Genomic DNA, 26,765 nt, shown 5'->3' with positions numbered 1-26,765 from the left:
ATGGCCGTTGGCAAGTCTCCCGTGCGGCTTTTTATGGGGCGGTTTGGTTGCTCCCGGAGGGGAAACCCCGTGCAGGGGAAGGCGTTGCCCTGATTCCGGCGGTGGCCGCTCCGGAGCGTTCCGCGGGGGCTCCCGTTTCCCCGCTGCTGTGCTCCGGGAAGGGTGAAAAAGCCTGTTTTGACTGGAAATCTGCTTGCCAGCTCGCGCCGGATAGTCTAGGGAAGAATCATGAATGTTAGAACGTTGATGGCAAATGCGGTGTTTCTGGTGCTGCCGGCCCTGCTGGCGGCGTGTTCGGACGCCTCGCGCCCGCCCGCCGTCAGCTTCAAGATTCAGAACGTTCCCCCGTGCCGCGCACCATGTCCCAGATGTCCCGGGAAGTGCACATCAGCCGCGATTTCATGTCCCCGCGCTCCCGCGCGCGGCGCGCCTCCCATTCCATGCATCCGCGCTTCATCACCATCCACAGCACGGCCAACCCCACGGGAGACGCCGCGGCGCATGCCCGTGCGCTGAAAAGGGGGGCCATGGGTTCCCTGAACTGGCATTTTACGGTGGACCAGTACCGGGCCATCCAGCATATTCCGCTGAACGAGACGGGGCGCCATGCGGACCGCGGCGGTCCCGGAGACATGTATTCCATCGGGATTGAGATGGGGGAGGTGAGGAGCCACAACCCCATCGTCACCTGGAACCGTTCCGCCAAGCTGACGGCGGTGCTGATGAAGCAGTACAACATTCCCCTCCGCAATGTGGTGCCCCATTATTACTGGACGGGCAAGAACTGCCCGGCCCCGCTGCTGACCAACGGCCGCCCGGGGCATAAATGGAGCTGGTTCGTCTCCCGCGTGGATTATTACAGGCGCTGTCTGGAAACCCGCCCCGCCGCCGCTCTCTGACGGGCGCGCAGGCATGATGCGATCTGTGAGGAATACGCCTGGACCCATGGCCGGAGAGCTGCTTTTAACGTCCCCCCTGGAGGAGTGCGCCTTCATCCGCCCCAGGGAGCTGGCGGCCATGCAGGCGGCGGGAATGGCCTCCGTGCGGGATTTGCTGTTCATGCTGCCGCGCAGGTATGAGGACCGCCGCATGTTTGACCGTTATGATTCCCTGTCATCCGGTGCGCCTGTCTGCCTGAGGGGGCGGGTGGTGGACGTGGGCTGGAAAGGCTGGGGAGGGAAGGGCGGCAAGGGCCGCGGGCGGTATGTGGAAGCCGTGCTGGTGGATGAGCAATCTTTGGGGCAGGCCCGTTTTTCCTGCCTGTGGTTCAGCATGCCGGGCATAGCCAGGATGCTGTGCGCCGGGCAGGAGATGATCGTGTACGGGCGCGTGAAGCCGTATGGGAAGAAGCTCAGCATCGTCCATCCGGATTTTGAGATCATCCGGGAAGGGGACGACCAGTCCATCCATTTGAACCGCATTGTTCCCGTTTACAGCGGCCGCATGGGGATTGCCGTGCGCAGGCTGCGGGAAATCGTGTGGGAGGCTCTGGCCCGGCTTTCCCGGCTCCGGAACCGGAGATTTACGAGTTTGTGCCGGACATCCCGTGCAAAACGGCGTTGAGGGACCTCCATTTTCCGGAGACCGCGGAAGTGCGCGACCGGACCAGGCGGCGGTTTGCGCTGGAGGAGTGCCTGGCGCAGCAGTTGAACGTGGCTTACAGGAGAAGGCGAGCGGATGAAGTGCCCGGCATGCAGACGGCAGGCTCCAGCCATCTGGTGAAGGATTTGGCGGATTCACTGCCGTTTGAGCTGACGGAGGCCCAGAAGCGCTGCGTGAGGGAGATTTACCGGGATATGAAGGCGCCCCGTTCCATGAACCGCCTGCTCCAGGGGGATGTAGGGTCCGGAAAGACGCTGGTGGCCCTGTGCGCGATGCTGCTGGCTGTGGAACACGGGTATTCCGCCGTGATGATGGCCCCCACCCAGATTCTGGCGGAACAGCATTATTTGAAGTTCCGGCAGATGCTGGACAAGCTGGACGTTCCCGTGTCCCTGGTGACGGCGGACAGGAAGGAGGAATCCCACGTATCCTTCGGGAAGCAGGGGGGGATTGTGGTCGGAACGCATGCCCTGCTGTACGGGAAGAACGTGCCGGAACGTGTGGGCCTGGTCGTGATTGACGAGCAGCACAAATTCGGCGTGAACCAGCGGGAAAAGCTGATTGACCGCGAAGAGCGCCCCGACGTGCTGGTGATGACCGCCACCCCCATTCCCCGCACGCTGACGCTGACTTTTTACGGGGAGCTGGACGTTTCCATCCTGGACGGCGTTCCCGGAGGCCGTGGCGCGGTGGTTACGGCCATCCGCACGGAGAAGGACCAGGAAAAGGTATTGAAGTTCGTCCGGAGCCAGTTGGAGGAAGGCAGGCAGGTTTACGTGGTTTCCCCTCTCATTGACGGGGAGGATTCCCGGAAAGGGAAAGCCGTGACAAAGGAGCTGGACGAGTGGAAGGCGCTGCTGCCGCATGTGGATGTGGGACTGCTGCACGGCAGGATGTCCTCCGAGGAAAAGGAGGCGGTGATGAAGGACTTCCGCGCCAACCGCATCAGCGTGCTGGTAGCTACCACGGTGGTGGAGGTGGGGGTGGATGTGCCGAATGCTACGGTCATGATTATCAATAATGCGGAGAGTTTCGGGCTCTCCCAGCTCCACCAGCTCCGCGGGCGCATAGGCCGCGGGGCGCACAAGTCCTACTGCATCCTGATGACGGAGGCCCGGCCGGAGGATGAACAATGGGAAAAGCTGCATATTGTGGAAACCACGGCCAACGGTTTTGACCTGGCGGAACAGGATTTGAAGCTCCGCGGTCCCGGGGACGTGCTGGGCACTTCCCAGAGCGGCCTGAAGGGCGTGCGCTTTGAGGAATGGCTGCTGGACGCGCGCCTGATTCACCGCGGGCGGGAGCTGGCGGAGGCCATTCTGGCGGAGGACCCCAATCTGGAATCCGCCAAGTACCGCCCCCTCCGTTTTCTGCTGGAAAACGGGGAGGAAAAACGTGTGACGGGGTAAGATTGTCTTCCTGCCGTTTGCTGACAGTCAGACGGTAAGGACTGTATGACAGATATGGGGTGCAACGGTTTCTCTCTTGGAATGAATCTAAAGAGGCAAAGAAGATATTTCTTCTTCAACCCGAACACCGATAAAACAATGATTCAAACGTACCAAATACTCCCCGTGGTGGCCATCGTATGCTCCGCCTCCGCTCTTGCTCAGAACGCTGCCGATCCCGTGCAGATGGTTAAGCAGAATGTCGACCTGATTTCGTCCGCCAACAAGGTTCTGGACGACGTGAAGGACAATGCGGCGGTTGAAATCGCCATCAAGCAGCTCAATGCCCTGACCCAGCAGGCCAAGCAATTGGACAAGGCCATGGAAAAAATGAAGCTCACTTCCGAACAGGCCATCCGGATCACCAAACTGAACGGAGATGCCCAGGATACCATCGTGGACATGCTGGAAAATTGCGAACGCATTCAGAAGGACAAGCTCATGACGCCCGCCCTGCTCAAGGCGGTGAACAATTTCGCTGACGCCGCCAACATTGAAGTGGTGGAAACGATTACGACCGTGGAACAAATTGTGGAAGACTAAATGATCAGCTTGTAAAGACCTTTGACTGGTAGGGCCGCTCCCTGAAAGGAGCGGCCTTATTCTTTGGTGGGAAAGGCGTCTTTAACAAGTCTTCCGGCGGGATTTCATGCTTCCATGGCGGGGTTGGGATTCCCGGCCGGGGCCAGGTATCCCGTTCCGGGGTCCGTGCCCAGGGAGGAAAGAAGGCTCCTGTGGCGCGGCAGGGATTTGGCGCGGGAGACGGCGGCGGCGGGGTCCAGCACGTTGCCGAAGGTGATGGCGCCCATAGGGCAGGCGAGCTGGCAGGCTGTTTGCGCCGCGCCGTCCGGCAGGAGCAGGTCTTTCTCCGTCACGTGGATGGAAGTGGAGGGCTGGCCCGGGTGTTCCTTCATCAGGCGGGATTTGTGCCTGATTTTGGCGCGTTCCACCATCTGGACGCAGTAGGTGCATTTTTCCATGACGCCGCGGGAGCGGACGGTCACGTTCGGATTGCGCTGGAGGCGCGTGGCTTCCCCGGAGGCCTTGGCATAATCAAAAAAGTTGAAGCGGCGCGCCTTGTACGGGCAGTTGGTGGCGCAGTACCGGGTACCCCAGCACCGGGCATATACCATGGCGTTCAGGCCCTCCGTGGTATGGACGGTGGCGTTCACGGGGCACACGGACTCGCACGGGGCCTTGCCGCACTGCTGGCAGGCCACGGGAATGGCGGTGAGTGCCCCTGCCTCCGTGAAATACCGGTCAATGCGAATCCAGTCCAGCGCGCGTCCCTTCGCCATCTGGTCACGGCCCACCACGGGAATGTTATTTTCCGCCCGGCAGGCGATCACGCAGGCATTGCAGCCGATGCAGCGGGACGTGTCGATCGCCATCCTCCATTGGTACACGCCCTCCGCGCCGGACGGCGTGAACGGAGCCGGAGAGGCGCCGGACTGAAGGGCGAAGGGGGAGGGCTGCACGACGGGGCTTTGAACAGCTTCCGTACGTTCCGGAAGGGCGCGCAGGGCGGCCTGTTCCGGGGAAATTCCACAGCCTGCCGTTTTTTTCACCTGACTGCGGAATGCATAACCGTCGGAATTCTCCTGCCTCTCCGCTACGTGGTTCATGCCGCCATACCCCAGGGGAAGAACCATCAGATTCTCCGCCACTCCGGGAATGGGGCAAAGGATGGCTTCCATCCGTCCGCCGGGGACGGTCAGAGTGCAGAGCATCGGCCCGGAATCCACGCCTCCCAGCCGCCGGAAGGTGGCGGGGGAAACCTGTGCGGACGCCGCCCAGCTGACGCCCGTTACGGGGTCCGGGCATTCCTGCATCCAGGCGTTGCGCTTCCAGCGGCCGTCCCCGATGGAATAATCCGGGCAGAATTGCAGTTCCAGCAGGCCGTTTTCCAATCCGCTTCCGCCGTTGCCGGAGGGAGCAACGGGCGCTTGCTCCATGGCGGTTCCGAGGGCTGTTTCTTCCTGCGGGGACAGGGGGGATAAGCCGTTTCTTCCGAATAGCCGTGCTGGAGCGCCTGTGTCCAGGCCGCAGTCTTGTTTTCCGGATTCACGGCGCGTTCAAAACATTTGCGCGCCCGGTGGTAAACGGGGGAAAGGTGCGTGGGCGAATTGTCCGCCGTGATGAGGTGTCCCTTGGTGGAAAGCAGCCCGGAAAGCACTTCTTCCGCAGAAATGCCCCCGTACAGGGGAAGAATGACGGGCTGGCGGTAGCAGAATCTGCCGCGGCAGTCCCGTTCCACTCCCCATGATTCCAGAAAATGGGCCGCCGGCAAATGCCATCGGCAGGCGCGTGAGGTTTCATCCTCATACATCCCCAGATGAATGCTCTCCGTTCCGTTCAGGGCTTCCGCCAGTGCGGAGCCGTGCCCGGAATCCAGCACGGGATTTCCCGAATCCAGCAGGAAGGCGATATCCACCTCTTTCTTCCGGATATCCCGGATGAAATCCTCCAGCGTTCCGTGGGGCGGCGTGGACGGAGCCTTCAACAACTGGACGCACGTTCCGATAGAGCCGAGAAGGAGGTTGAGCTTCCAGACGCTTGCGGACAGTTCCGGATGATTGTCCCCCAGCAGGACCACGCTTTCTCCGGGATGGCTGGATAAATCGTCCGCGCAGTGGCGGAGCCAGGTGAATTCCCTTTCCGTCAGGGAGCGGTCCGTCTGCCGGGGAGGCTCTAGCGTCTGAAGGGAGGTTTTTTTACCGGAGAGATAGCGGAACAATTCCTCCAGAAAGACCGCCAGGCGCGCGGGGGAAACGGGCAGCCTGTGGTCGGCATGGGCTCCGGTCAGGGAAACGCGGCCCTCCACGGCGTAAAGGCGCGTGCGGTTCCGGTTTTCTTCCTTGTAATGGAGGCCCTCCGGGGAACGGGCGGCAATGAAATCACGCGTATTGCCGTAGGGATTCTCATGAAGGAAATCGCAATCCAGGGCAAGGATGCGTTTGGCGCGTGCGAAACGCACGCGGAAGCGGGCCTTCTGCGGCAAGCCTGCCTGCATGCCGGAGCCCGGCGTGGGAACGGGAGAATAGCGGTAAATCCGCACGCCGGGGTTTTTCCTGCCGATTTCCTCCAGCATGGAGTGCATCAGGGGAGAATCCGTGGCGGGAAGAAGGATGCCGATATGGCCGCCGTCCCGCAGGTTGCGGGACCAGGAGGAAAAGGCTCCGCGGAATTCGTCCCCGGAAGCCGGCTTGCCGTTAAAGAGGATATGCTTGCTGCGGCCTGGGTCGTAAAGGTCCAGAATGGAAGCCTGGGCCGTGGCCGGCAAGCCCGGGCCTTCCGGATATTGCAGGGAGGGAAGCAGCTTGACGGGACGCCCTTCATAACAGGCGGCCAGCACGGGCAGCGCGCTCCCGCCCATGGCCAGGCAGGTGGCGTAAGCCGTTTCCACGCCGGGCACGGACCATTCCGGTCCTTCATTATAGGGAACCAGGTATTTTTCCACACGGCGGCAGGCCGGAAGCCCCACCCCCACCAGGACTGCGCCCGCGCCCATCCATTTCATGAAGGAGCGCCGTGTCATTTCCCGCTCTTCTTCCGGAAGAAAAGCGGGGTGGCCCTGGGGAGCTTCATTCTGGTGAAATGGGGGAAGGGGAGTCAAACCGGAGGATGATGTGGATTAACGGGAAATGGGAACGGCTTGTTTTAGGCAATCCGGAAGGTGAAATCAAGCGGTGATTACCGGCTGCACCCATCTTCAGGGCAGCGGAAGTCCGTGGAAAAAGGGCATCCGTCCTTTTTTTGACGGTATCCAATGTAATTCATTACGGCCTCAAGCTGGGGATCGTTCAGCAGGATGGCCCTGGATTCATAATCCCCGCAATTTTCCGGAACGAGGGGAAGGTAGTCCATGGCGTCGCAGGTTTCAAGCTGGCCGCGGAGGTCCAGCGTCAGCCATGCCGGCAGGAGAAAACGGTATCCCTTTGGATCGGTAAAAACCAGGGCGTCCCGGCATGCCCGGATCATGGAAGGGGTGATGCGGCGCCAGTCGGTCCGCTCTTCACAGGGACCGATGGCGTCACAGGTTTCCCTGGGGGCGTACATGTCGATGAGTTCCGTCGTCATCAGGCCGATGCCGTCTTCCAGAATGACGCCGTCAAAGGCGGAATCTATTTGTTCCAGGAGAAGTTCTTCTTCATGCGAAACAGGTTTGGGGGCGGGGAAGGGGTTGGAAAATTCCTGCTGAAAATAAGCCAGAATATGCGGGACCGCTTCTTCCGGAGGGCAGGAGTAAACAATGCCGAGGTCCAATTCCATAACTTCATCATACAGTAACGGTCCGGCATTCATCTATCGCGAAAATGGAAGGTATGATGACTGGAAAGGCATGTTTGCCGGGAGCCGGCCTGCGCCCGGTGGTCAATGGTGGCAGGCGGTGCAGTCCATTCTTGGCTGAATCTTCCACTGGTGTTTCAGGAAATCTCCCAATTGAAGCGGAGTTTGGATGCGGTTTCCCTCCCCGTCCCGGATGGAATGCGTGCGAAGGTAATCCGCGGCGGAATAATGGGAGCTGGCCGTCTCCTCCAGCGGGCGCAGGTGCGGGGCGGGGTCGCGGTGGCAGTCCAGGCACCACTGCATGCGGGCATCGCGCGGAGCGCTGATGCGTTCCATGCCTGCCACGTCCCCATGGCAGGAAGTGCAGCCGATGCCGCGGTTCAGGTGGGCCATGTGGTTGAAATAGGCATGGCCGGACAGGCGGTTGACCATGACCCAGCGGACCGGTTCCCCCGTATAGCCGGGAAATTGGGGGTCCGCCGCCGCTCGCAGCGGAGCGATGAGCGGGCTGTCCGGGAGAATATGCTGGTGGCAGCCCAGGCAGGACTTCGTATCCGGAATGCCGGCCCTGGGAGAGCGCTGGGCGGCGCTGTGGCAGGCCGTGCAGCTCATCTTCAGGTCTCCGGCGTGGAGCTTGTGGGAAAAACGCACCGGCTGCACGGGTTCATACTCCGGAATCTGGAAATTGACGTAATACACCCCACCCAGCGCCAGCGCGGCGGCGAGCGCAATCAGCGCGACGCCTCCGTAAAAGCGCCTGTTGGTATTGGGTGGAAAGATGTTGGCCATGGTCCGGTAGAGAGAAAAGGCGGGACCCGCCGTCAGGCCGCTCTGCCCGGCCGCGGAATGCGGGCGGGAGGCAGAGGCGTATCCATCGTCAGGTCTTCAGGCACCAGCCGCGTGGCGCTCTTCTTAATCTGTTCCCAGGTGATGCGCTGCCCGGTATGGGCCGCTTCACGCCCCATGATGGCGACCAGCGTTTTATTGGCCGCGCTTTCCAGCGTTTGTTTCCAGGTTCCGGAGCGGAGGAAACGGTAAAAGGCCACGTGCGTGTCCGCGTACATATTGCCCCGTTCCCCGCGGAAACGCCAGCGCTTATCCGCCTGGATATGGGGGCGGTACGGGGTGACCAGCATCCCTTTTTCACAAACCGTCCGGTCCACAATCTCCCCGTGGCAGCCTACCCACTGCCTGCATGAAATGTGGGCGGCCACGTTGTGGTCGTACTCGAAATAAACGTCGTAATGGTCCCACACGTCGCCGTCGTCCCGGCGCTGGGCGCGTCCTCCGGAGCCGAAGGCCGCCAGCGGAAGCTGCTCGTTCATGGACCATACCATGCCGTCGATCGTGTGGACGATCTGTTCCACGAACTGGCCGCCGCTCAGCCAGTTCCAGGCGGTCCAGTTGCGGAGGGCCCACGCCACGTCCGTATCCGAGGAAGGGCGGGAATCCAGAGCCAGCGGGGATTTGGGGGGCGTGGTGTAATACAGCCCGTCAAAGGAAAGCACGCGTCCCAGTTCTCCGGAGGAAAGCTTGCGGTGGGCTTCCTCATTCGCCTTGTCATAGCGCCAGCAGAACCCGTCCAGAATCACCAGATTTTTAAGCTTTGCCAGACGCGCGGACTCCAGCACGGAAAGCACGCCGGGAACGTCCACCGCCACGGGCTTCTCCGCATAAATGTGCTTGCCGGCGTCAATGGCCGCCGCCAGATGCTCCGGACGGAAGGCGGGAGGCGTGCAGAGCAGCACCACGTCAATATCCGTTTGAAGCAGCTTCTTGTAACCGTCCAGGCCGTCGAACAGGCGGCTCTTGTCCAGCTGGACGCGGCTGCCGTACTGTTCCGTCAGCAAATTGGAGCCGAAATCAATCCGTTCCCGAAACACGTCCGCCAGCGCCCAGACTACCGTTCCGGGGTCGGCGTCCAGCGCGTTCTTCATGGCGCCCAGGCCGCGGCCTCCGCAGCCTACCAGGCCCACCTTGAGCGGTCTTGCGTCCGTCAGGGCTTCCGCGGCGTTCAGACAGGGCATGGCTGCCAGGAACCCGGCCGTTCCAGCGGCGGTTCTCAAAAAACGGCGTCTGTTCCAAATAGGGTAACCCATCTCAGCGGAATTATACGGCGTCAGCCCATGGAATCAAACGCTGTATTGAAATGGTGACGCAAAAAGTAGACGCAACCTCCGTTTCCGGAAATTGCGTCTACTGAGGGAACCAATGAATGCACTATATTCTGGCTATTAGGTTGAACAGGGCTACTCCCCCTGTTCAGAAAGCAAAGCGCACGCTGCGGAATATTTTGTCTGAAAAAACATTTCGTGAGAGTAAAAAACTGATTTGACTCCGGAATCCCCAGTGTTCATGATAAATCCAATGAGGCCTCCGGCTTTCCAACCAATCATCATGATGAAGCAAAATCTCATTCCTTTTACAGCGGTTTTGGCGGCATTTGCCCTTGTTTCCTGTGACGGCGGCAAAAAACAGGATCAATCCCCGGATGCCTCTGCCGCCAGCGAACAGGCCGTTCCCAAAACGCCGGGAGAAAAAATCCTGGCCGTTCTCCTTCTTATTCAGGACCAGGCTACGGCAAACGCCCATGCGGCGGAGGTGAAGGAGCTGGCCGTGGCCCTTCCCAAGGACATTCCCCATCAAGAAAGCGTGAACATCATGAATGAACTGCTCCGTCTGGCCAGCCGGGAATGCTATGGCTCCCTGTCCCTGGAAGACGCCTTGAAGGGCATCCAGTTTGACGCCGGGGAATACACGGGCAGCGTGCCTCTGGACGTGGATGGCTTTGAACCTACCCCGGACGAGCCGAAAAAGTAAATTCCCCGTGCCGGGAAACGATGGACTGTTTCTGCGCCTTTCCCATCCCGTTCTTCCGGGAAGGGAGAGGCGTTGCTTTTCGGGCGCCGGATACGGAAAATAAATGTCCCGGCTTCCAGGCTGTTCCGGAGGGGACGGTTTTTCTGCGGTTCAGGGAAACACTCTGAATCTTTCTCCTGCTGGAAAAACATGCTGGAGGAAAAGGAGCGGAAAGATGCTCCCCTTCCGTTCTCCGGAATTTTTTTGCCCGGCTGATGGGGCAACGCCGTAAAAAGGAAGCTCAGGGCAGGGGGCGGCGCAATTCTTCAATGGCTTCCGCCATATCTTCCCGCGTAATCTTCTTGGAAATGCCTGCTTCCCCCGCCTTGGAAAGCAGAACGAAGCGGATGGTTCCGGCCCGGAACTTCTTGTCGGACGCTGTCTTCTTGAGAACCGTTTCCGTATCAATGTCATCCGGGAGAACCAGGGGAAGTTCCAGAGCCTGGAGGGTGCAAAGAATCTTCTTGGCGTCGGAAGAGCTCAACCCGGCTTTCCGTTCGCTCAGGAACAGGGCGGCGCGCATGCCGAGCGCCACGGCTTCCCCGTGCAGGATGGTGCCGTAGGGAACAGCGGCTTCAATGCCGTGGCCGATGGTATGGCCGAAATTGAGCAGGGCGCGGATATCCAGTGTTTCCAATTCATCATTCTCCACGATGCGGGCCTTGATCGCCACGTTCCGGGCAATTAGATCGGGGAGTTTGGCGATGGTATTCAGGGAAAAGCCGATGGAAAGCTCCGGTCCCAGGCCTTTCAATTCATGGAGCATGGAAGCATCCCGGATGGCCGCGTGCTTGGCGGCTTCCGCCAGGCCTTCCGCCAGCGTGCGGCGGTCCAGGGTCACCAGTGTGGTGGGGTCGATCACGACAACGGCCGGCTGATGGAACGCGCCTGCCAGGTTTTTCCCTTCCGGAATATTGACGGCAGTCTTGCCCCCTACGGAACTGTCCACCTGGGCGACTACCGTCGTAGGAATCTGCATGAAAGGAATGCCGCGGTAATAAATGGAAGCTACGAAGCCGGCCAGGTCTCCCACCACGCCGCCGCCCAGGGCGGCAATGCACCCGGTGCGGTCAATGCCCGCCCGTACCAGCTCGGAACACAGTTCCTGGGCCTGCAGCATATTCTTGGACGCTTCTCCGGCATCCACCACATGCAGGCTGGGCATGAACCCAGCGCTCTCCAGGGACTTCATCACGCGTTCCGCATAAAGCGGGGCTACGCAGGTATCCGTAATAATCGCAATCTTGCCGTCCAGTCCGGCGCGGTAGGCAAACTCACCCACGCGGTCCAGCGCGCCGTTTTCCACGTGGATATCGTAGGAACGTTCCCCGAGAGCAAGAGAAATGGTAGGCATGGGGCCAGTATGAGGCATTCCGGAAGGAAGCTCAAACGGAAAGTGCGAAGGAGGCAAAGAAGATGCAATCCGCCTCTAATGCGTCCTTGTCTTAGGCGCCAGCGGGGAAAGGGTTTCCAGAATAACCTTTAAATGTTCCGCGCGTGCAGGCGTAAAGCCGCCGTCATCCTTCCAGATGATATTGCCGTTGCCGTCCAGCAGTACAATCGCGGTCTCCGCCTTCTTGTGGAGGGAAAGCCTGCGGCGCACGAAAGCCTGGTCGTAATAGGAAATAAGGGAATTGGTCTTCATGTAGAAATCCGGAATATCCCCCAGGGCCTGTGTAAAGGCGGGAACGTCCCCCTCAATGGGAGGCGGCTGCAGGACCAGCAGAATATTGTACTCCACCGGGGTGGGCGTATGCTTGTACTGCTTGCGGAGGTCTTCGCAGAACGGAAGCCACTTCTTCATGCTGTACAGGGTTTCCGGATGAAAAACGGTCAGCATGATATGGAAGCTTTTAGGCACGATGGGTGGAAGGGAAACGTTATCCCCCAGCAAATTCATGCCGTTGATATCCGGAAAACGGTAACGTCCGTTCCCTCCTCCATAAGGATGCTCGGGGTCGGGCGTTGGCAAGTGGATTTCCTGATTCTTCATGCGCGATTAGACAAAATTCAGGCGGGGATTGTTCATGGGAAGGGTTAAGTGAGACAGGTCGCGGAAAAAAGAATCTCCGTCCGTGCGTGGCCTTGGAGAAAAAGAAAGTAAGGGATAGAAATAAAGGTATCGGCAAAGAAGGCGAGCCGTCGGCCCTTGTAAAAGGAAAAAAGAAAACCTCTTCCCCCTTGAGCTGTTGAAACTCCTCGCTCGGCCAGCCCTTCTTCCCTCCTTCTTTTCTCCGGGGCGCCGATATCGTAAAAAGGAAGACCCCCCCTCTCGTTCTCGCCGGCAAAGGGAAGGGCTCCTGGACCTTTGGGAAGACTGCTGCGCCATCTGAAAAGAAAATGTTCAAAAAAATGGCACGAAGAAGGGGGAGTATGACAAAAGCCTAACTATTTTATAAATTGGAAGTTATGAATGGACGTGATAAAATGGGTGAAAGACTCTCACAAAAAACGACTCGAAAAAAATTGACAAGGGAGGTGAAAATGGTAGACTTCTCGGCACGCCAACACGGCGACGGGATGAAAAGCCCGGCGGCAGGAGGGACTCGAAAGAGGGCCTGAATGAAGCCGGGGCCGGCCACCCGGAAGAGCCTCATTAAAGGGGCCGATAAGAAGATTTCAAGGGAATGACTACCGAACCCGCCGAGGGTTTTCCCGAATGCGTCGAGAGACGTGTGAGGGAGAAAAAACCCAAAGGAGCGACCTAGCTCCGAGAGGGGCGGATTGGTAGAAGCAAGGGGAAAGAAAAAAGGTCGTGACGCGCGCCGTGCTTGGCAGAGCGAAGAGGACTTCAAGAGACACAACTTGAGGGAAGAGCTGACTGAAGCATGGCGCAGATGAAATCGAAAGATTCCATTTGGTCCAGCAATTTCAAAAATTATATTTGATGGAGAGTTTGATTCTGGCTCAGAACGAACGCTGGCGGCGTGGATAAGACATGCAAGTCGAACGAGAGAATTGCTAGCTTGCTAATAATTCTCTAGTGGCGCACGGGTGAGTAACACGTGAGTAACCTGCCCCCAAGAGTGGGATAGCCCCGGGAAACTGGGATTAATACCGCATAAAATCGCAAGATTAAAGCAGCAATGCGCTTGGGGATGGGCTCGCGTCCTATTAGTTAGTTGGTGAGGTAACGGCTCACCAAGGCGATGACGGGTAGCCGGTCTGAGAGGATGTCCGGCCACACTGGAACTGAGACACGGTCCAGACACCTACGGGTGGCAGCAGTCGAGAATCATTCACAATGGGGGAAACCCTGATGGTGCGACGCCGCGTGGGGGAATGAAGGTCTTCGGATTGTAAACCCCTGTCATGTGGGAGCAAATTAAAAAGATAGTACCACAAGAGGAAGAGACGGCTAACTCTGTGCCAGCAGCCGCGGTAATACAGAGGTCTCAAGCGTTGTTCGGAATCACTGGGCGTAAAGCGTGCGTAGGCGGTTTCGTAAGTCGTGTGTGAAAGGCGGGGGCTCAACCCCCGGACTGCACATGATACTGCGAGACTAGAGTAATGGAGGGGGAACCGGAATTCTCGGTGTAGCAGTGAAATGCGTAGATATCGAGAGGAACACTCGTGGCGAAGGCGGGTTCCTGGACATTAACTGACGCTGAGGCACGAAGGCCAGGGGAGCGAAAGGGATTAGATACCCCTGTAGTCCTGGCAGTAAACGGTGCACGCTTGGTGTGCGGGGAATCGACCCCCTGCGTGCCGGAGCTAACGCGTTAAGCGTGCCGCCTGGGGAGTACGGTCGCAAGATTAAAACTCAAAGAAATTGACGGGGACCCGCACAAGCGGTGGAGTATGTGGCTTAATTCGATGCAACGCGAAGAACCTTACCTGGGCTTGACATGTAATGAACAACATGTGAAAGCATGCGACTCTTCGGAGGCGTTACACAGGTGCTGCATGGCCGTCGTCAGCTCGTGTCGTGAGATGTTTGGTTAAGTCCAGCAACGAGCGCAACCCCTGTTGCCAGTTACCAGCACGTAAAGGTGGGGACTCTGGCGAGACTGCCCAGATCAACTGGGAGGAAGGTGGGGACGACGTCAGGTCAGTATGGCCCTTATGCCCAGGGCTGCACACGTACTACAATGCCCAGTACAGAGGGGGCCGAAGCCGCGAGGCGGAGGAAATCCTAAAAACTGGGCCCAGTTCGGACTGTAGGCTGCAACCCGCCTACACGAAGCCGGAATCGCTAGTAATGGCGCATCAGCTACGGCGCCGTGAATACGTTCCCGGGTCTTGTACACACCGCCCGTCACATCATGGAAGCCGGTCGCACCCGAAGTATCTGAAGCCAACCGCAAGGAGGCAGGGTCCTAAGGTGAGACTGGTAACTGGGATGAAGTCGTAACAAGGTAGCCGTAGGGGAACCTGCGGCTGGATCACCTCCTTTCTATGGAGAAAGTGCATGAAAAATGCACAGGTCGGATCTCTTCCCGAGGGAAGAGAGAGCGGAACCCGCGAGGGCCCGCAACGAACCAAAGATGTGTAAACAGCCAGTTCGCTTGGAGCGAAACTAGGCACGACGTGCGTGACGACCTTTTTTCAAAAAGAACCGCAACTGGGGGTATAGCTCAGTTGGTAGAGCGCCAGCTTTGCAAGCTGGATGTCCGGGGTTCGAGTCCCCGTGCCTCCACCAGTTTCGGTAAGAAGGCGGGAGCCGGAAAACTTTAGTAACTAAACTTTAGTATTTGGTAACTGTCTCTCAGAGACCCAAAGCCGGGCCTGTAGCTCAGTTGGTTAGAGCACGCGCTTGATAAGCGCGGGGTCACAGGTTCAAGTCCTGTCAGGCCCACCAAAAAAATCGATTATTGAGGGAAAGCGAAAATTGACATCTGCGTGGCAAAGAAAACAATTGCTGAGAAGCAATTGCTTTCCAACAAAGTGGGTAGTTGAAAAACAACTACAATACACAATTTAAAACATGCATACCAAGAAATAAGACAATACAGTAAGTCACGAAAGGGCTTTGTGGTATTGTGGAAGTGGTAAAAAACTTTTGCAATATGATGAAGTAAGTAAGGGCGTACGGTGAATGCCTTGGTGCCAACAGGCGAAGAAGGACGCGGCAAGCTGCGAAAATCCTCGGGAAGCTGCAAGCAAGCGATGATCCGGGGGTATCCGAATGGGGTAACCTGATCGAGGCAATACTCGATCGTTCATACCTGAATACATAGGGTATGAAACGCGAAACCCGCTGAAGTGAAACATCTCAGTAAGCGGAGGAAAAGAAAGAGAAATCGATTCCGTAAGTAGTGGCGAGCGAAAGCGGATGGAGCCCAAACCGAAGGTACTCCTTCGGGGTTGTAGGACCACGAGATATTCGACCATACTGGATAGTAGAACAGCCTGGAAAGGCTGGCCGTAGAAGGTGAAAGCCCTGTAGACGAAATCCAGCGTGGGAATTAGTGGAATCCTGAGTAATACATCACACGTGGAACGATGTATGAATCAGCGCGGACCACCGCGCAAGGCTAAATACTAGTTGGCGACCGATAGTGAACAAGTACCGCGAGGGAAAGGTGAAAAGAACCGCTGTGAGCGGAGTGAAATAGAACCTGAAACCGTATGTCTACAAAGTGTCAGAGCAGAGCAATCTGCGATGGCGTGCCTTTTGTTTAATGAGTCTGCGAGTCAGTGTTTGTGGCAAGACTAAGGGCTTCCGGCCCGGAGTCGCAGCGAAAGCAAGTCCGAATAGGGCGAATTAAGTCGCAGGTACTGGACCCGAAGCGGAGGTGACCTACCCTTGGCCAGGTTGAAGCATGGGTAAAACCATGTGGAGGACCGAACAGGTGAACGTTGAAAAGTTCTCTGATGAGCTGAGGGTAGGAGTGAAAGGCTAATCAAACCCCGTGATAGCTGGTTCTCTTCGAAATGCATTTAGGTGCAGCGTCACGTGCTGATGCGCGGGGGTAGAGCACTGACAAGGCTAGGGGGCACACCCGCTTACCAAACCTTATCAAACTCCGAATACCGTGCAATGGAACGTGGCAGTGAGACAGTGGGGGATAAGCTTCATTGTCGAGAGGGAAACAACCCAGACCAGCAGCTAAGGTGCCTAAATAACGCTCAGTGGAAAGGATGTGGGATTACACAGACAGTGAGGATGTTGGCTTAGAAGCAGCCACCATTTAAAAAATGCGTAATAGCTTACTCATCGAGTGATCCTGCGCCGAAAATGATTGGCGATCAAGCGTTATACCGAAGCTCTGGACTTTACCTTACGGTAGAGTGGTAGAAGAGCGTTGCATGCGCGTTGAAGGGTGATGGCGACTGACCCTGGAGCACATGCAAGTGAGTATGCAGACATGAGTAACGTAAAGCCGGGTGAAATCCCCGGCCGCCGTAAACCCGAGGTTTCCAGGGCAACGTGTTTCGTCCCTGGGTTAGCCGGGACCTAAGCCGAGGCCGAGAGGCGTAGGCGATGGATATCAGGTTAATAATCCTGAGCTCGCGACCCTTAAACTGGGGGGACGCATGAGAAAAGATGACTAGGTTATTGAATTCCGAGTTGAGTCCACGGACTCAGCGCATCATTGGATCGAGTGCCAAGAAAAGCCCCAGCGTATGCTAAGCGACCCGTACCGCAAACCGACACAGGTGGGTGGGTAGAATATACCAAGGCGTAAGAGTGAAACCTGGTTAAGGAACTCGGCAAATTAGCCCCGTAACTTCGGAAGAAGGGGTGCCTGCAGCGATGCAGGCCGCAGAGAAATGGCCCAACCGACTGTTTATCAAAAACACAGCACTCTGCAAAGACGCAAGTCGAAGTATAGGGTGTGACACGTGACCAATGCCGAAAGATTAAGGCAAGGGGTTAGCCGCAAGGCGAAGCTCTGAACCCAAGTCCCGGTGAATGTCGGCCGTAACTATAACGGTCCTAAGGTAGCGAAATTCCTTGTCGGGTAAGTTCCGACCTGCACGAATCGTGAAACGAGTTGGGCACTGTCTCAACCAGGCGCTCAGTGAAATTGTAGTGGCGGTGAAGATGCCGCCTACCCGCAGAAGGACGGAAAGACCCTATAGACCTTAACTGTAAGCTGTCATTGTTTCTTCGGTTTTAATGCTCAGAGTAAGTGGGAGACGCTGAAGACGCCCTTTAGGGGGCGTCGGAGTCATCAATGAGACACCACCCTTTGAAACTGGAGGATCTAACCCTGAGCCGTGAATCCGGCCAGAGGACCGTGTCAGCCGGTCAGTTTTACTGGGGCGGTATCCTCCCAAAGAGTAACGGAGGAGCGCGAAGGTGGGCTCAGCCCGGTTGGCAACCGGGTGTCGAGTGCATGGGCATAAGCCCGCCTAACTGTGAGACCAACAAGTCGAGCAGATGCGAAAGCAGGCCCAAGTGATCCGGCGGTAGAAAGTGGAATTGCCGTCGCTCAACGGATAAAAGGTACCTTAGGGATAACAGGCTGATCACGCCCAAGAGTTCATATCGACGGCGTGGTTTGGCACCTCGATGTCGGCTCGTCGCATCCTGGGGCTGGAGAAGGTCCCAAGGGTCCGGCTGTTCGCCGGTTAAAGCGGCACGCGAGCTGGGTTCAGAACGTCGCGAGACAGTTCGGTCCTCTATCCTCTGTGGGCGTTGGAAAATTGAGGGGTTCAGACCTTAGTACGAGAGGACCGGGTCTGACGCACCACTGGTGCATCGGTTGTACTGTCAAGTGCATGGCCGAGTAGCTAAGTGCGGACGGGATAAGCGCTGAAAGCATCTAAGCGCCAAGCCCATCCCAAGATGAGTTTTCCCTATAGGTTCGTGGAAGACCACCACGTTGATAGGTCGCAGGTGTAAGTGCAGCAATGTATTGAGCCAAGCGATACTAATCACCAATAGACTTCATCATATTACATCACTCCCGTTCGTGAATAACAACTTGCTGTTGTCTTGTTCATTGGATGTATGTTTAAAAGTAACACCACCAGCCACGCAGATGTCAGTTTACGCTGATTCCTTCCCCTCGTAACGAGAGGAAATCTTCTTAGCCACACACACAACAACCCTTAAAAAATCCCCCTCAAAGCCCCCCCAAGGGCTCCCGGGCAGGCAGGATGAAGAAAATGAAAAACTCTTCCCCCTGAAGCCCGGTGGCCAGAGCGCAGTGGTCCCACCCGGTCCCGTTCCGAACCCGGAAGTGAAACGCTGCCGCGCCAATGGTAGTCGGACGATAGGTCCCGCAAGAGTAGGTCGCCGCCGGGATTTTTTTTCATCAGGCCCCGCCAGTTCCTCAACTGGCGGGGCTTGTTCGTTTTCTTGATGGCGCGATCTTGAATCTCCTTCTCTTCCTATACTTTGCTAAAAGGAATATTTGGTACATGCCGCCTGTCCGAGCCGTCGCGCCTTTGCTTCCTCCAAGCTCTTCGGTAGAAAATTAATAGGGGGGCTATCCAGCTTTTCCCGCCATTGCATTACTCCTTGAAAGACGCCGCGGATTTTGCATGTATAGTTGGTGCTATGCTTTCACATGCTTTTGCAGTCGGTTCGGTTCTGGGAACGGTCATGTCCCCGCTTGTTTGCGTCTCTGCCGCGGAAATGTCTCCCGTAGCGGCCGCTGAAAGCGTGGTGGCTCGTGTGACTCCATCTGCAAAAGGCGCCGTGTCGTTCCGCTTGAATCCGGCCATGGGCAACAAGATTACTATTTCTGGCGCTCCTGGTGGCATCCGGGTGGAAGCATCTGACGTGCGCCGTCTGGTAGCGGGGTACGGATGGTATCTGAAAAATATTGCCAAGGTGCATTTTTCATGGAACGGAGACCGCCTGACGCTTCCCTCACCCCTGCCTGCTCCGTCCACCCCTGTCACGATTGAGTCCCCGTGGAATACCGTTTTTGCGTATAATTACTGCACGCTGTCCTATACGGCGGCTTTCTGGGACTGGAACCGCTGGCAGCGCGAGATTGATTTTCTGGCTCTGAGCGGGTTTACGCACGCGCTGGTGACGGCAGGCCTGGAGAAGACCTGGGAGGATTTCCTCATTGGCTTGGGATATCCCCGTGAAAAGGCTCTCCGCTTCATCCCCAATCCCGCTTTTGCCGCCTGGTGGAATATGGGCAACCTGGAAGGACACGGAGGACCGCTGACCCAGCAGCAGATTGACAGGATGGCGCAGCTGGGGAGGCGCATCGTATCCCGCATGGAGCAGCTGGGCATGACGCCCGTGCTTCAGGGTTATGTGGGGTTTGTGCCTGCGGATTTTGCGGAGAACGTGCGGATGAAGGGCCTGAAGCTTATCCCGCAGGGGGAATGGGTCAATTTCAAAAGGCCATGGGTTGTGGACCCCACTTGCGAGGCTTTTCCGAAGCTGTCCGCGGACTGGTACAAGGCTCTCCGCAAGGTATACGGCATTTCCGGAAAGATGTTCGGCGGGGATTTGTTCCATGAAGGCGGCTGCAAGGGCGACATTAACGTGACGCGCGCGGCACAGGCGGTGCAGGGCGCCATGCAGAAGGCTTCACCGGGTTCTTCCTGGGTGATCCAGGCCTGGGGAGGCAATCCTTCCCGCGAGCTGCTGGCCGGTACGGACCCGAAGCATGCTCTTGTGCTGCAGCTCACCAAGGACATGGCTGACGGTGGGAAGAATTTGAGGACTTTTGACGGCATTCCCTGGGTCTGGTGCGAGCTGGCCAACTTCGGCGGCAATACGGGACTATACGGAGGGGTTCCCCTTCTGTCCCGGCTGGGGAGTGATTTGGCCGGCTACAGGGATAAGGGCCTGGTGGGAATGGGCACCTTGTCCGAAGGGCTGGAAACGAATCCCCTGCATTACGCCCTCTTCAGCGACCGTTTATGGACGGCGGAGGATATTCCCGTCCGGGACTGGCTAAGGAAGTATGCGCGCCAGCGTTACGGCGCCGCTCCGGCAGCGGTTGTGCGGGCTTTGGAAATCCTGTCTTCCTCCATTTACAATCCCGCCCGTTCGCAGGAGGGGTGTACGGAGTCCATTATCTGCGCCCGTCCGTCCTGGGACGTCCGCAAGGCCTCCACGTGGTCCAGCGGAGAGAGGTATTACCATTTGGGCGACATCGTTAAAGCGGCCCGCGGTTATTTGAAGGCGGCCAATGACCAGCCGTCCCTGGTGAAGGAGGAGACCTTCCGCTATGATTTGGTGGATGTCGTCCGCCAGGCGCTCGCGGACGCCGCTTTTTACCAGCTCCAGCGGGTCAGGAGCGCTTTTGACGCCGGAGACGTACCTGCCTACAGGAAGCAGGTGAAGCTTTTCCTGTCCCTGGTTTCGGATATGGACGCCCTCCTGGCGACGGACAGCCAGTTCCTGCTGGGAACCTGGCAGAAGAAGGCGCTGGATTGGGGGAGCACCCGGCAGGAGAAGGCCTTGATGGACAAGTCCGCCAAGATGCTTATTACCACGTGGATTGACCAGGCTCCCCGCGCGCTGAATGATTATTCCAACCGCCAGTGGGCCGGGCTTGTGGCCGATTTTTATCTGCCCCGCTGGAAATTTTTTTGAATCCCAGCTGGATGTGCTGACTGGAAAGAAGGACCGTGCCGCCGCCCAGGCCGCCTTCATGGATAAGACGGTCCGGGAGGAATTGGCCTTTGCCGGAAATGGAAAGGTGTATTCCACGAAGTCGTCCGGGGATGCTCTGGCCGTCGCCAACCGCGTGATGAATGCCCACCGGGAAATGCTGGACGCCCTGAGCGCGGAAGAAAGACATTCCACGGGAACTCCGTGGGACCTCCAGCAGGGATCCCCGCTGCAATTTAACGTGACGGACCAGGTAACCGGACCAGGCACGTACACCGCCACCTTCCAGTGGAAGAACGGCCCCAGCGCCCTGAAGATTCATTCCGTCAAGTTGTACGAGGGGAACAGGGAGGTGGCCGCAGATAACCATGAAGGCTGGACCGGCGTGGAGAATAAGGATAATTCCTACAGGCTTGATCTGAAGAAGTACCGCACCAACCTGGATTCCTATATCCTGAAGGCGGAGGTGAGCGGCGTTTCCCCAGGAGATTCCAAGGGGGAAATGACGTTGAAGAAGAAAGCCCGCTGACGCGCCATCGGCCCTGGGCTGGACCTTCGGAATATGCTTTTTTCCGGAGAGCCGGAGTCCGTCAAGGTATTTAGCGTGCCGCCTGGTAAATGCTGAACATCAGGATGGCCATGCCCGTCAGGGCCGCGCCGGCAATGATGCCGGAGGCGGTGGGGATTTTATATTCCTTGGATTTGGCCTTGAAAAAGCGGTCCGCGGCCCAGCCGAGCACGGCCCCTGCAAAGAAGAGGAAGGAGTCGTTCCACTGGATGGCCCAGGCCAGCCCGAAGCCGATGGGGGTGGGGAGCCATTTTCCCGCGGCGGGAAGGTAGCGGGGGACAAGCACCAGAATGAGGCCGAGGATGCCGCCCGCGATGATGGAGAGAACCTTGATGCTGTGCAGGTGGCTGAAGCCCATGCCCAGCGCTTCCGCCGTGGCCGCCCATGTTCTGGCTCCAGGAGCATTGAAGGCCTGAAGCGCGTCCACGTCTGGGACCATGGAGCGGAAGGCCAGCACGGAGACGAGGGTTCCCAGGAAGATTCCGGAAAACTGGGCGATGAATTGCTTGCGGGGATTGGCCCCCAGCAGGTAGCCCACCTTGAGGTCCACGAGCAGGTCTGCCGAAGAACTGGAGGCTCCGGAGGTGATGTTGGCCGCCATCAGGTTGGCCGTCACGTGTCCCGGCGCGATTCCGCCGAAGATGAGCTGCGTGACTTTCCCCATGGCTCCGGTGGGCGTGATGTTGGCCTCCCCGGTGATCCGGCAGACGACCAGCGCCAGGAAGAAGGAGATGACTACTGCAATGCAGCTCATCCAGTACGGAACGTCAAAGGTGACATGGGCCAGGTAGCCGAGGGCCGCCAGGGAGACGAGCTGCCCTGCCAGGAACCAGCTCATGGGCGTTTCTATTTTTTCCACGTCCGTCAGCTCACGCCTTTTGGTCAGGGAAAACATGGCGCCCAGGGAGGAGAAGGAGCGGGCGATGCTTTTCCATTGGAACAGGAAGGCCACGATGCTGGCGACGACCATGCAGGCGGTTCCTCCCCACAGGGTCCAGCCTACGCTATCCCGGTAGCCCGCTCCCGCGGGAAGCAGTCCCTGGCTTTCCAGCCACGGTACGTAAAGCGCCCAGCAGACCGTGCCCCCGATGAAGAGGCTGAGGGAAGTTTTCATGCCTACCAGCGCGCCCGCGCCCACGAACATGAGGTCCCATTTGAAGAAAATGGTGCGCTGGTACCAGTTGCCCAGGATTTGCTGCTGGGCGGCGCCCAGCCATTGTTCCCCTCCCGCCGCCATGGCGATGGCGTTGGCGGAGGCGAAGAGGGCGGAGTAAAGGAGCGCTTTGGCCTGTCCAGCCGCCTTTTTGCCTTCTGAATAGAGCACCTTGAGGGTTTCCGCCGTGGCGATGCTGTCCGGAAACCTGATTTGCTCAATGTTGATCATCTGGCGCTTCATCGGAATGGCCATCGTGACGCCCAGCACGGCAATGAAGAATATCCAGGCGAAGGTGACGCCCAGCGGCATGTGCTGCCCCGTCAGCAGGAGCAGGGCGGCCACGGCGGAGGTGAGCGTGCCTCCCGTGGAGTAGCCCGCGGAGCTGGCGGCGGACTGCATGCACGTGTTTTCCAGAATGGTCATGGGGGATTTGGAGATGCCCAGGCGCACGAAGGCGTTCCACAGGGCAAAGGAGATGATGCCCGCCGTCAGGGCCACCCCGAAGGACCATCCCATCTTAAGGTTGGCGTACAGGTTGGTGAGGGAGAGGATGGAGCCGAGGAGCATTCCTACGATGACGGCTCTCCAGGTAAGCTGCTTCATTCTGTCTCCGGAGCCCAGGTAGACACGGTCATACCATTGCTGTTCGATTTCATCCGGCGTGCCCCGGAAGCCGTCCAGGGGCAGCGGCTTTTCCAGGCAGGAGAGAGGAGCGGGGGAAGACTGGGATTCCGTTGGTGCCATACGGGCCGGAACATAGCATGTGCGGGCGCGGTGGAAAAGCCGTATCTGCCTTTTCCTTTCCTCCGGAACGCCCCCCGCTTGGGGCTTGCCTGCCCGTGGAGCCCGTGGTTTAATGAACGGCATGAGCCAATCTTTTACGGATAAACTTGCCGCCCGCATCAGAAAGACCGGTTCCGCCCTGTGCGTGGGGCTGGACCCGCGCCCCGTCATGGATGATTTGCAGTCGGTTCCCTCCCTGTTGAGGAAGGTCGTGGAAGAAACCGCTCCGTATGCGGCGGCGTTCAAGCCGAATATCGCGTATTTTGAGGCCATGGGCCTGCGCGGCCTGGAGATGCTTGAGGAATTGCTCCCGGATATGCCGGAGGATGTGCCCGTGGTGCTGGACGCCAAGCGCGGCGACATCGGGGAGACGCAGAAGTATTATGCGCAGGCGTATTTTGAACGCCTGGGCGTGGATGCCGTCACATTGAGTCCCTTCATGGGTTATGATACGCTGGAGCCTTTTCTGAATTATGAAGAGAAGGGCATTTATCTGCTGGCGGTCACTTCCAATCCCGGTTCCGCGGACGTGGAGAGGCAGGAGCTGGCCGACGGCCGCAGGGTTTATGAACTGGTGGGGGACATGGTGCGCCGTTCCATGCAGGAAGGGCGCAAAACTTCCGTAGGCATGGTGGTGGGGCTGACCAATGCGGATTCCTCCATTCTGGAGCGCATTCCGGACGCTCCCCTGCTGATTCCCGGCCTGGGAGCCCAGGGCGGCGATCTTTCCAGCCTGAGCGGTTCCGGCCATGCGGCCCCCCCCTGATTAACGTGTCCCGCGGCATCATGTACCAGAATCCGGAGCTTGGCTTTGCGGAAAAGGCCGGCAGATTCGCCCAGAGCATCCGGGAGGCATTGGGTTATTGATGTCCATGCGTTTTTCCGGCAGATAACAAAATGATAACGGGCTGCTTATGGCGGTGCAGGCGCTTGTCAAAGGGAAGGGCGCTGGTATATTGAACGGGCACTGCCCTTCTCCCTGCCCGTTTTTTATGGATGAAAAGCCCGGAATTGTAAGATTCACGCCCCGTTCCACTTCCAAGTCCGCCATGCTGATTGCGGTGGCGGTGGCCGTGGGCGTTCAGGTGGCTTTGTGCGCCGTGCTGGTAGCCATTCATTTTCAGGAGCTGTGGCTGCCCGCCGTGCAGAACGGGGAGGTGGAAATGGAGTTTGTGCCTCCTTCCGAGGAGGTTCTTCAGGAGCTGGCGGAAGTTCAGCCCGTGCCCGTAGAGCCGGTCGCGGCCCCTTCCACGGTCAGCCCCGTTCCGGAAATTTCCGCGGATGAAGACCTGCTTGCGATGAAGCTGCCGGAGAATGAGGATTGTTCCGACATGAAGGATTTTCTTCCGGAGGAGACTCCCACGGAGTATTTGCCGGAGGAGCTTTCCAGCATGCGGATTTCCATGAGGGAGGTAAAGCCCAGGCGTCCCGTGAAGACTCCGGCGGTTTCCCTGCCGGGGCAGCCTAGCCCGGATGAGAACGTGACTCCTGATAAAAAGGTGCGTTATAAACATGCTCCGTCCTTGCCCAATTCCGTCAATTCTTCTAGAGTCGGGAAGGTGAATGCCGTGGTGAAAGTAGTGGTGGGGGTGAATCCCCGTGGCGAACCTTCATCCGTCAATCTCCTTCAATCAACGGGAAATGCGGAACTGGACCGTCTTTTCATGCGCTGGGTGAAAGAGAATTGGACTTTCTATCCGGCAGAAAAAGACGGCGCGCCCATTGCTTCCAAGGTGGTGGTGCCCGTCAGGTTGAATATAGATTAACCTGCGCAGGAGATAAGAGAGATGCTTCCGGAGAAAATAGAGAAAAGGCCCATTTACGTGATCGGCCACCAGAATCCGGATACGGATGCCATTTGTTCCGCCATAGGGAATGCGGAGTTTTTAAGAACCCATGGCGAACCTGACGCGGTTGCCGCCAGATGCGGGGAGATGACGCTGAGGACATCCTGGGTGCTGGAAAAAGCCGGGGTGCCGGAACCGGTGCTGATTCATGACGTGACGCCTACCGCGGGAACCATCTGCCGCCGTGACGTGATCAGCGTGAGTCCGGACGACACGTTCCTGACGGCTTACCGCCGGATGACGGAGAACTCCCTTCAAACCATTCCGGTGATTGACGCGGACCACAATCTTTACGGCCTGCTGCGTTATTTTGATTTGCTGAGCCTGCTGATGCCCCTGAACATGACGGAGATGAATGTGCGCTCCGTTTTTTCCAGCCTGAGCAACATTGCCACCACCATTGACGGCAAGTGCCTGACCGGGGAGACCCTGAGCGAGGAGGAAACGCAGAATATTCTTCTGGTGGGTGCTTCCAGCGAGCCGAGCGTCCGGACGAGGCTTGCCAATTACAAGAGAAAGGGCATCGTCCGCGATCTGATCGTTATCTGCGGGGACCGCCCGAATGTCCAGCTGTATGCCGTGGAGCACGGCGTGCGCGCTCTGGTGACCACGTCCGGGGCTTTCCCTTCCCTGGATATTATTGAGACGGCCCAGACGACGGGTACATGCATTTTAAGCACCCCGTGGGATACGGCCAGCGTGGGGCAGCTTATCCGCTGCTCCCGGAAGGTGAGGGAACAGGTCCACAAGGATTACACGGTTTTCCCGGAGAACATGCCGCTGCCCGAGTTGAGGCAGGCCGCCGTGAAGCGCAAGCAGGCGCTGTTCCCCGTGATGAGCATCAAGACGAACAAGATGATCGGCGTGCTGAGCAAGACGGATCTGGTGGATCCGCCCCGTACGCGCGTGGCCCTGGTGGACCACAATGAGTTTTCACAAGCCGTGAAGGGAGTGGAGGAAGCGGAAATCGTGGAGGTGATGGACCACCACCGCCTGGGCACCCAGCTTTCCACACGGGACCCGATCCGCTTCCTGAATGAACCCGTGGGCTCCACTTCCACCCTGGTGGCGCGCAGGTTTTACCACCGTGATGCGGAGCCTTCGCAGGCGGTGGCGATTTGCCTGTGCGCCGGGATTCTTTCAGATACGCTGAACCTGACGTCTCCCACGACGGCGCGGGCGGACCGGGAAATGCTGGAATGGCTGACCGGCATTGCCAGGATAGACGCCAAGAAGTTCACGGAGGAATTTTTTGCCACCGGTTCCCTGCTGCGTTCCAAAACGGCGCCCTCCGCGATTGTCCAGGCGGACAGGAAAACCTTTACCGAGTACGGGCACAAGATCAGCATTTCACAGATTGAGGAAATAGGCATGTTCGGCCTGAAGGAAGTTCAGGATGATCTGGTGAAGGAGCTTCAGAAGCTGGTGGAAGAGGAAGGATTGAAGCTGGCGTGCCTGTTGGTCACGGACATTGTCACGCATGATTCCATGCTGCTGGCCGTCGGGGATGAAGAGGTGCTGGAGCACATCGAGTACGAGCGGCTGGGCCCCAACTTGTTTTCCGCCGCCGATGTGGTCAGCCGCAAGAAGCAGCTTTTCCCGGCTATTTCCCGTGCGCTGAAAACCTTGTAGGTTTCCGGAGAAATTCTTTCCCCATAAAGTAAAAGCGCCTCCGTTTGGGGAGGCGGATGGAAAAATTCCTTCTGCCGGAGCGGAATGGCGCGACCGT

Annotated in this window: 18 protein-coding genes, 2 tRNA genes and 3 rRNA genes; 15 read left to right on the top strand and 8 right to left on the bottom strand. The window is 58.1% G+C overall.

Annotated elements, in window-relative coordinates; translation table 11 throughout:
- Positions 1-359 precede the first annotated feature (359 nt).
- The 4 genes from PVA48_RS03295 (at position 360) to PVA48_RS03280 (ending at position 3,593) form a co-directional block, all read left to right on the top strand.
- Positions 360-899 carry an N-acetylmuramoyl-L-alanine amidase family protein gene (locus tag PVA48_RS03295; RefSeq protein WP_423232226.1) on the top strand — a complete coding sequence of 180 codons (540 nt, stop codon included), beginning with the start codon at positions 360-362 and terminating at the stop codon, positions 897-899.
- Positions 900-912: 13 nt separating this feature from the next.
- Positions 913-1,563: a hypothetical protein gene (locus PVA48_RS03290; protein ID WP_423232225.1), complete on the top strand. Its 651-nt coding sequence runs from the start codon at positions 913-915 to the stop codon at positions 1,561-1,563.
- Positions 1,533-3,011, top strand: coding sequence for an ATP-dependent DNA helicase RecG (locus tag PVA48_RS03285; protein ID WP_423232224.1), 1,479 nt, complete (start codon positions 1,533-1,535; stop codon positions 3,009-3,011). The genes PVA48_RS03290 and PVA48_RS03285 overlap by 31 nt, the downstream gene beginning before the upstream one ends.
- Before the next feature lie 138 nt (positions 3,012-3,149).
- The gene (locus PVA48_RS03280) at positions 3,150-3,593 is read left to right on the top strand and encodes a hypothetical protein (RefSeq protein WP_102721285.1); all 444 of its coding nucleotides are present in this window, start codon (positions 3,150-3,152) and stop codon (positions 3,591-3,593) included.
- A 104-nt stretch (positions 3,594-3,697) separates the two neighbouring features.
- Here the strand turns inward: PVA48_RS03280 and PVA48_RS03275 are convergent, their stop codons facing one another.
- The 5 genes from PVA48_RS03275 to PVA48_RS03255 form a co-directional block, all read right to left on the bottom strand.
- A complete protein-coding gene (locus tag PVA48_RS03275; RefSeq protein WP_423232489.1) occupies positions 3,698-4,441 on the bottom strand; it encodes a 4Fe-4S dicluster domain-containing protein in 744 nt (247 codons plus the stop codon).
- Between the two features lie 416 nt (positions 4,442-4,857).
- Positions 4,858-6,666, bottom strand: coding sequence for a hypothetical protein (locus tag PVA48_RS03270; protein WP_423232223.1), 1,809 nt, complete (start codon positions 6,664-6,666; stop codon positions 4,858-4,860).
- A gap of 77 nt (positions 6,667-6,743) precedes the next feature.
- Positions 6,744-7,322 (bottom strand): DUF6714 family protein, encoded by a 579-nt coding sequence (locus PVA48_RS03265; protein ID WP_102728700.1) that lies wholly within the window; start codon positions 7,320-7,322, stop codon positions 6,744-6,746.
- Positions 7,323-7,424: 102 nt separating this feature from the next.
- A complete protein-coding gene (locus PVA48_RS03260; protein WP_102728701.1) occupies positions 7,425-8,129 on the bottom strand; it encodes a cytochrome c3 family protein in 705 nt (234 codons plus the stop codon).
- Between the two features lie 32 nt (positions 8,130-8,161).
- Entirely contained in the window at positions 8,162-9,367 is a 1,206-nt protein-coding gene (locus PVA48_RS03255) for a Gfo/Idh/MocA family protein (RefSeq protein WP_180971644.1), read from the bottom strand.
- 370 nt (positions 9,368-9,737) lie between these two features.
- Between PVA48_RS03255 and PVA48_RS03250 the strand changes: the two genes are divergently transcribed.
- Entirely contained in the window at positions 9,738-10,160 is a 423-nt protein-coding gene (locus PVA48_RS03250) for a hypothetical protein (RefSeq protein WP_022398103.1), read from the top strand.
- A gap of 280 nt (positions 10,161-10,440) precedes the next feature.
- Here the strand turns inward: PVA48_RS03250 and aroB are convergent, their stop codons facing one another.
- Together aroB and PVA48_RS03240 are read right to left on the bottom strand one after the other, a co-directional pair.
- Positions 10,441-11,553, bottom strand: a complete 1,113-nt coding sequence (gene aroB / locus PVA48_RS03245; protein ID WP_022398102.1) for a 3-dehydroquinate synthase — start codon at positions 11,551-11,553, stop codon at positions 10,441-10,443.
- 75 nt (positions 11,554-11,628) lie between these two features.
- Positions 11,629-12,192 (bottom strand): hypothetical protein, encoded by a 564-nt coding sequence (locus PVA48_RS03240; RefSeq protein WP_022398101.1) that lies wholly within the window; start codon positions 12,190-12,192, stop codon positions 11,629-11,631.
- An 891-nt stretch (positions 12,193-13,083) separates the two neighbouring features.
- Between PVA48_RS03240 and PVA48_RS03235 the strand changes: the two genes are divergently transcribed.
- The 7 genes from PVA48_RS03235 to PVA48_RS03205 all read left to right on the top strand — a co-directional run bounded on the left by PVA48_RS03235 (position 13,084) and on the right by PVA48_RS03205 (position 21,211).
- Positions 13,084-14,595 (top strand): 16S ribosomal RNA (locus PVA48_RS03235).
- Positions 14,596-14,765: 170 nt separating this feature from the next.
- Positions 14,766-14,841: transfer RNA gene (locus PVA48_RS03230), tRNA-Ala, on the top strand.
- A gap of 82 nt (positions 14,842-14,923) precedes the next feature.
- Positions 14,924-15,000 (top strand) — tRNA-Ile (locus PVA48_RS03225).
- A gap of 210 nt (positions 15,001-15,210) precedes the next feature.
- Positions 15,211-18,046, top strand: a 23S ribosomal RNA gene (locus tag PVA48_RS03220).
- A 237-nt stretch (positions 18,047-18,283) separates the two neighbouring features.
- Positions 18,284-18,399 (top strand): 5S ribosomal RNA (gene rrf, locus PVA48_RS03215).
- The 16S, 23S and 5S rRNA genes sit together here with 2 tRNA genes alongside, the layout of an rRNA operon.
- Before the next feature lie 300 nt (positions 18,400-18,699).
- A complete protein-coding gene (locus tag PVA48_RS03210; protein ID WP_423232222.1) occupies positions 18,700-20,664 on the top strand; it encodes an alpha-N-acetylglucosaminidase in 1,965 nt (654 codons plus the stop codon).
- Positions 20,665-20,677: 13 nt separating this feature from the next.
- Positions 20,678-21,211, top strand: coding sequence for a hypothetical protein (locus tag PVA48_RS03205; protein WP_423232221.1), 534 nt, complete (start codon positions 20,678-20,680; stop codon positions 21,209-21,211).
- A gap of 70 nt (positions 21,212-21,281) precedes the next feature.
- Here the strand turns inward: PVA48_RS03205 and PVA48_RS03200 are convergent, their stop codons facing one another.
- Positions 21,282-23,150 carry an OPT family oligopeptide transporter gene (locus tag PVA48_RS03200; protein WP_180975178.1) on the bottom strand — a complete coding sequence of 623 codons (1,869 nt, stop codon included), beginning with the start codon at positions 23,148-23,150 and terminating at the stop codon, positions 21,282-21,284.
- A 121-nt stretch (positions 23,151-23,271) separates the two neighbouring features.
- Here PVA48_RS03200 and pyrF point away from each other — a divergent pair, with 121 nt between their 5' ends.
- From pyrF to PVA48_RS03185, 3 genes are all read left to right on the top strand, one after another.
- Positions 23,272-23,955 (top strand): orotidine-5'-phosphate decarboxylase, encoded by a 684-nt coding sequence (pyrF, locus tag PVA48_RS03195; RefSeq protein ID WP_309557220.1) that lies wholly within the window; start codon positions 23,272-23,274, stop codon positions 23,953-23,955.
- A gap of 226 nt (positions 23,956-24,181) precedes the next feature.
- On the top strand, positions 24,182-24,955 hold the full coding sequence (locus tag PVA48_RS03190; protein WP_022395974.1) for an energy transducer TonB: 774 nt from the start codon (positions 24,182-24,184) through the stop codon (positions 24,953-24,955).
- A 21-nt stretch (positions 24,956-24,976) separates the two neighbouring features.
- Positions 24,977-26,668: a putative manganese-dependent inorganic diphosphatase gene (locus PVA48_RS03185; protein WP_102722913.1), complete on the top strand. Its 1,692-nt coding sequence runs from the start codon at positions 24,977-24,979 to the stop codon at positions 26,666-26,668.
- Positions 26,669-26,765 lie beyond the last annotated feature (97 nt).

This window comes from Akkermansia sp. JRP_AM1, assembly GCF_049262625.1.
In the GTDB taxonomy this organism is placed as follows: Bacteria; Verrucomicrobiota; Verrucomicrobiia; order Verrucomicrobiales; family Akkermansiaceae; genus Akkermansia; species Akkermansia massiliensis.
Note: the sequence above shows the minus strand (reverse complement) of the source record. Positions and strands in the feature narration are given on the sequence as shown.

What these genes read in the sequence shown, in the direction of transcription:
- PVA48_RS03280 (WP_102721285.1), top strand. Translation starts at nt 3,150, where the DNA reads ATGATTCAAACGTACCAAATACTCCCCGTGGTGGCCATCGTATGCTCC.
- PVA48_RS03295 (WP_423232226.1), top strand. Translation starts at nt 360, where the DNA reads ATGTCCCAGATGTCCCGGGAAGTGCACATCAGCCGCGATTTCATGTCC.
- PVA48_RS03275 (WP_423232489.1), bottom strand. Translation starts at nt 4,441, where the DNA reads ATGGCGATCGACACGTCCCGCTGCATCGGCTGCAATGCCTGCGTGATC.
- PVA48_RS03210 (WP_423232222.1), top strand. Translation starts at nt 18,700, where the DNA reads ATGTCCCCGCTTGTTTGCGTCTCTGCCGCGGAAATGTCTCCCGTAGCG.
- PVA48_RS03185 (WP_102722913.1), top strand. Translation starts at nt 24,977, where the DNA reads ATGCTTCCGGAGAAAATAGAGAAAAGGCCCATTTACGTGATCGGCCAC.
- PVA48_RS03250 (WP_022398103.1), top strand. Translation starts at nt 9,738, where the DNA reads ATGATGAAGCAAAATCTCATTCCTTTTACAGCGGTTTTGGCGGCATTT.
- PVA48_RS03255 (WP_180971644.1), bottom strand. Translation starts at nt 9,367, where the DNA reads ATGCCCTGTCTGAACGCCGCGGAAGCCCTGACGGACGCAAGACCGCTC.
- pyrF (WP_309557220.1), top strand. Translation starts at nt 23,272, where the DNA reads ATGAGCCAATCTTTTACGGATAAACTTGCCGCCCGCATCAGAAAGACC.
- PVA48_RS03190 (WP_022395974.1), top strand. Translation starts at nt 24,182, where the DNA reads ATGGATGAAAAGCCCGGAATTGTAAGATTCACGCCCCGTTCCACTTCC.
- PVA48_RS03240 (WP_022398101.1), bottom strand. Translation starts at nt 12,192, where the DNA reads ATGAAGAATCAGGAAATCCACTTGCCAACGCCCGACCCCGAGCATCCT.
- PVA48_RS03265 (WP_102728700.1), bottom strand. Translation starts at nt 7,322, where the DNA reads ATGGAATTGGACCTCGGCATTGTTTACTCCTGCCCTCCGGAAGAAGCG.
- aroB (WP_022398102.1), bottom strand. Translation starts at nt 11,553, where the DNA reads ATGCCTACCATTTCTCTTGCTCTCGGGGAACGTTCCTACGATATCCAC.
- PVA48_RS03260 (WP_102728701.1), bottom strand. Translation starts at nt 8,129, where the DNA reads ATGGCCAACATCTTTCCACCCAATACCAACAGGCGCTTTTACGGAGGC.
- PVA48_RS03290 (WP_423232225.1), top strand. Translation starts at nt 913, where the DNA reads ATGATGCGATCTGTGAGGAATACGCCTGGACCCATGGCCGGAGAGCTG.
- PVA48_RS03200 (WP_180975178.1), bottom strand. Translation starts at nt 23,150, where the DNA reads ATGGCACCAACGGAATCCCAGTCTTCCCCCGCTCCTCTCTCCTGCCTG.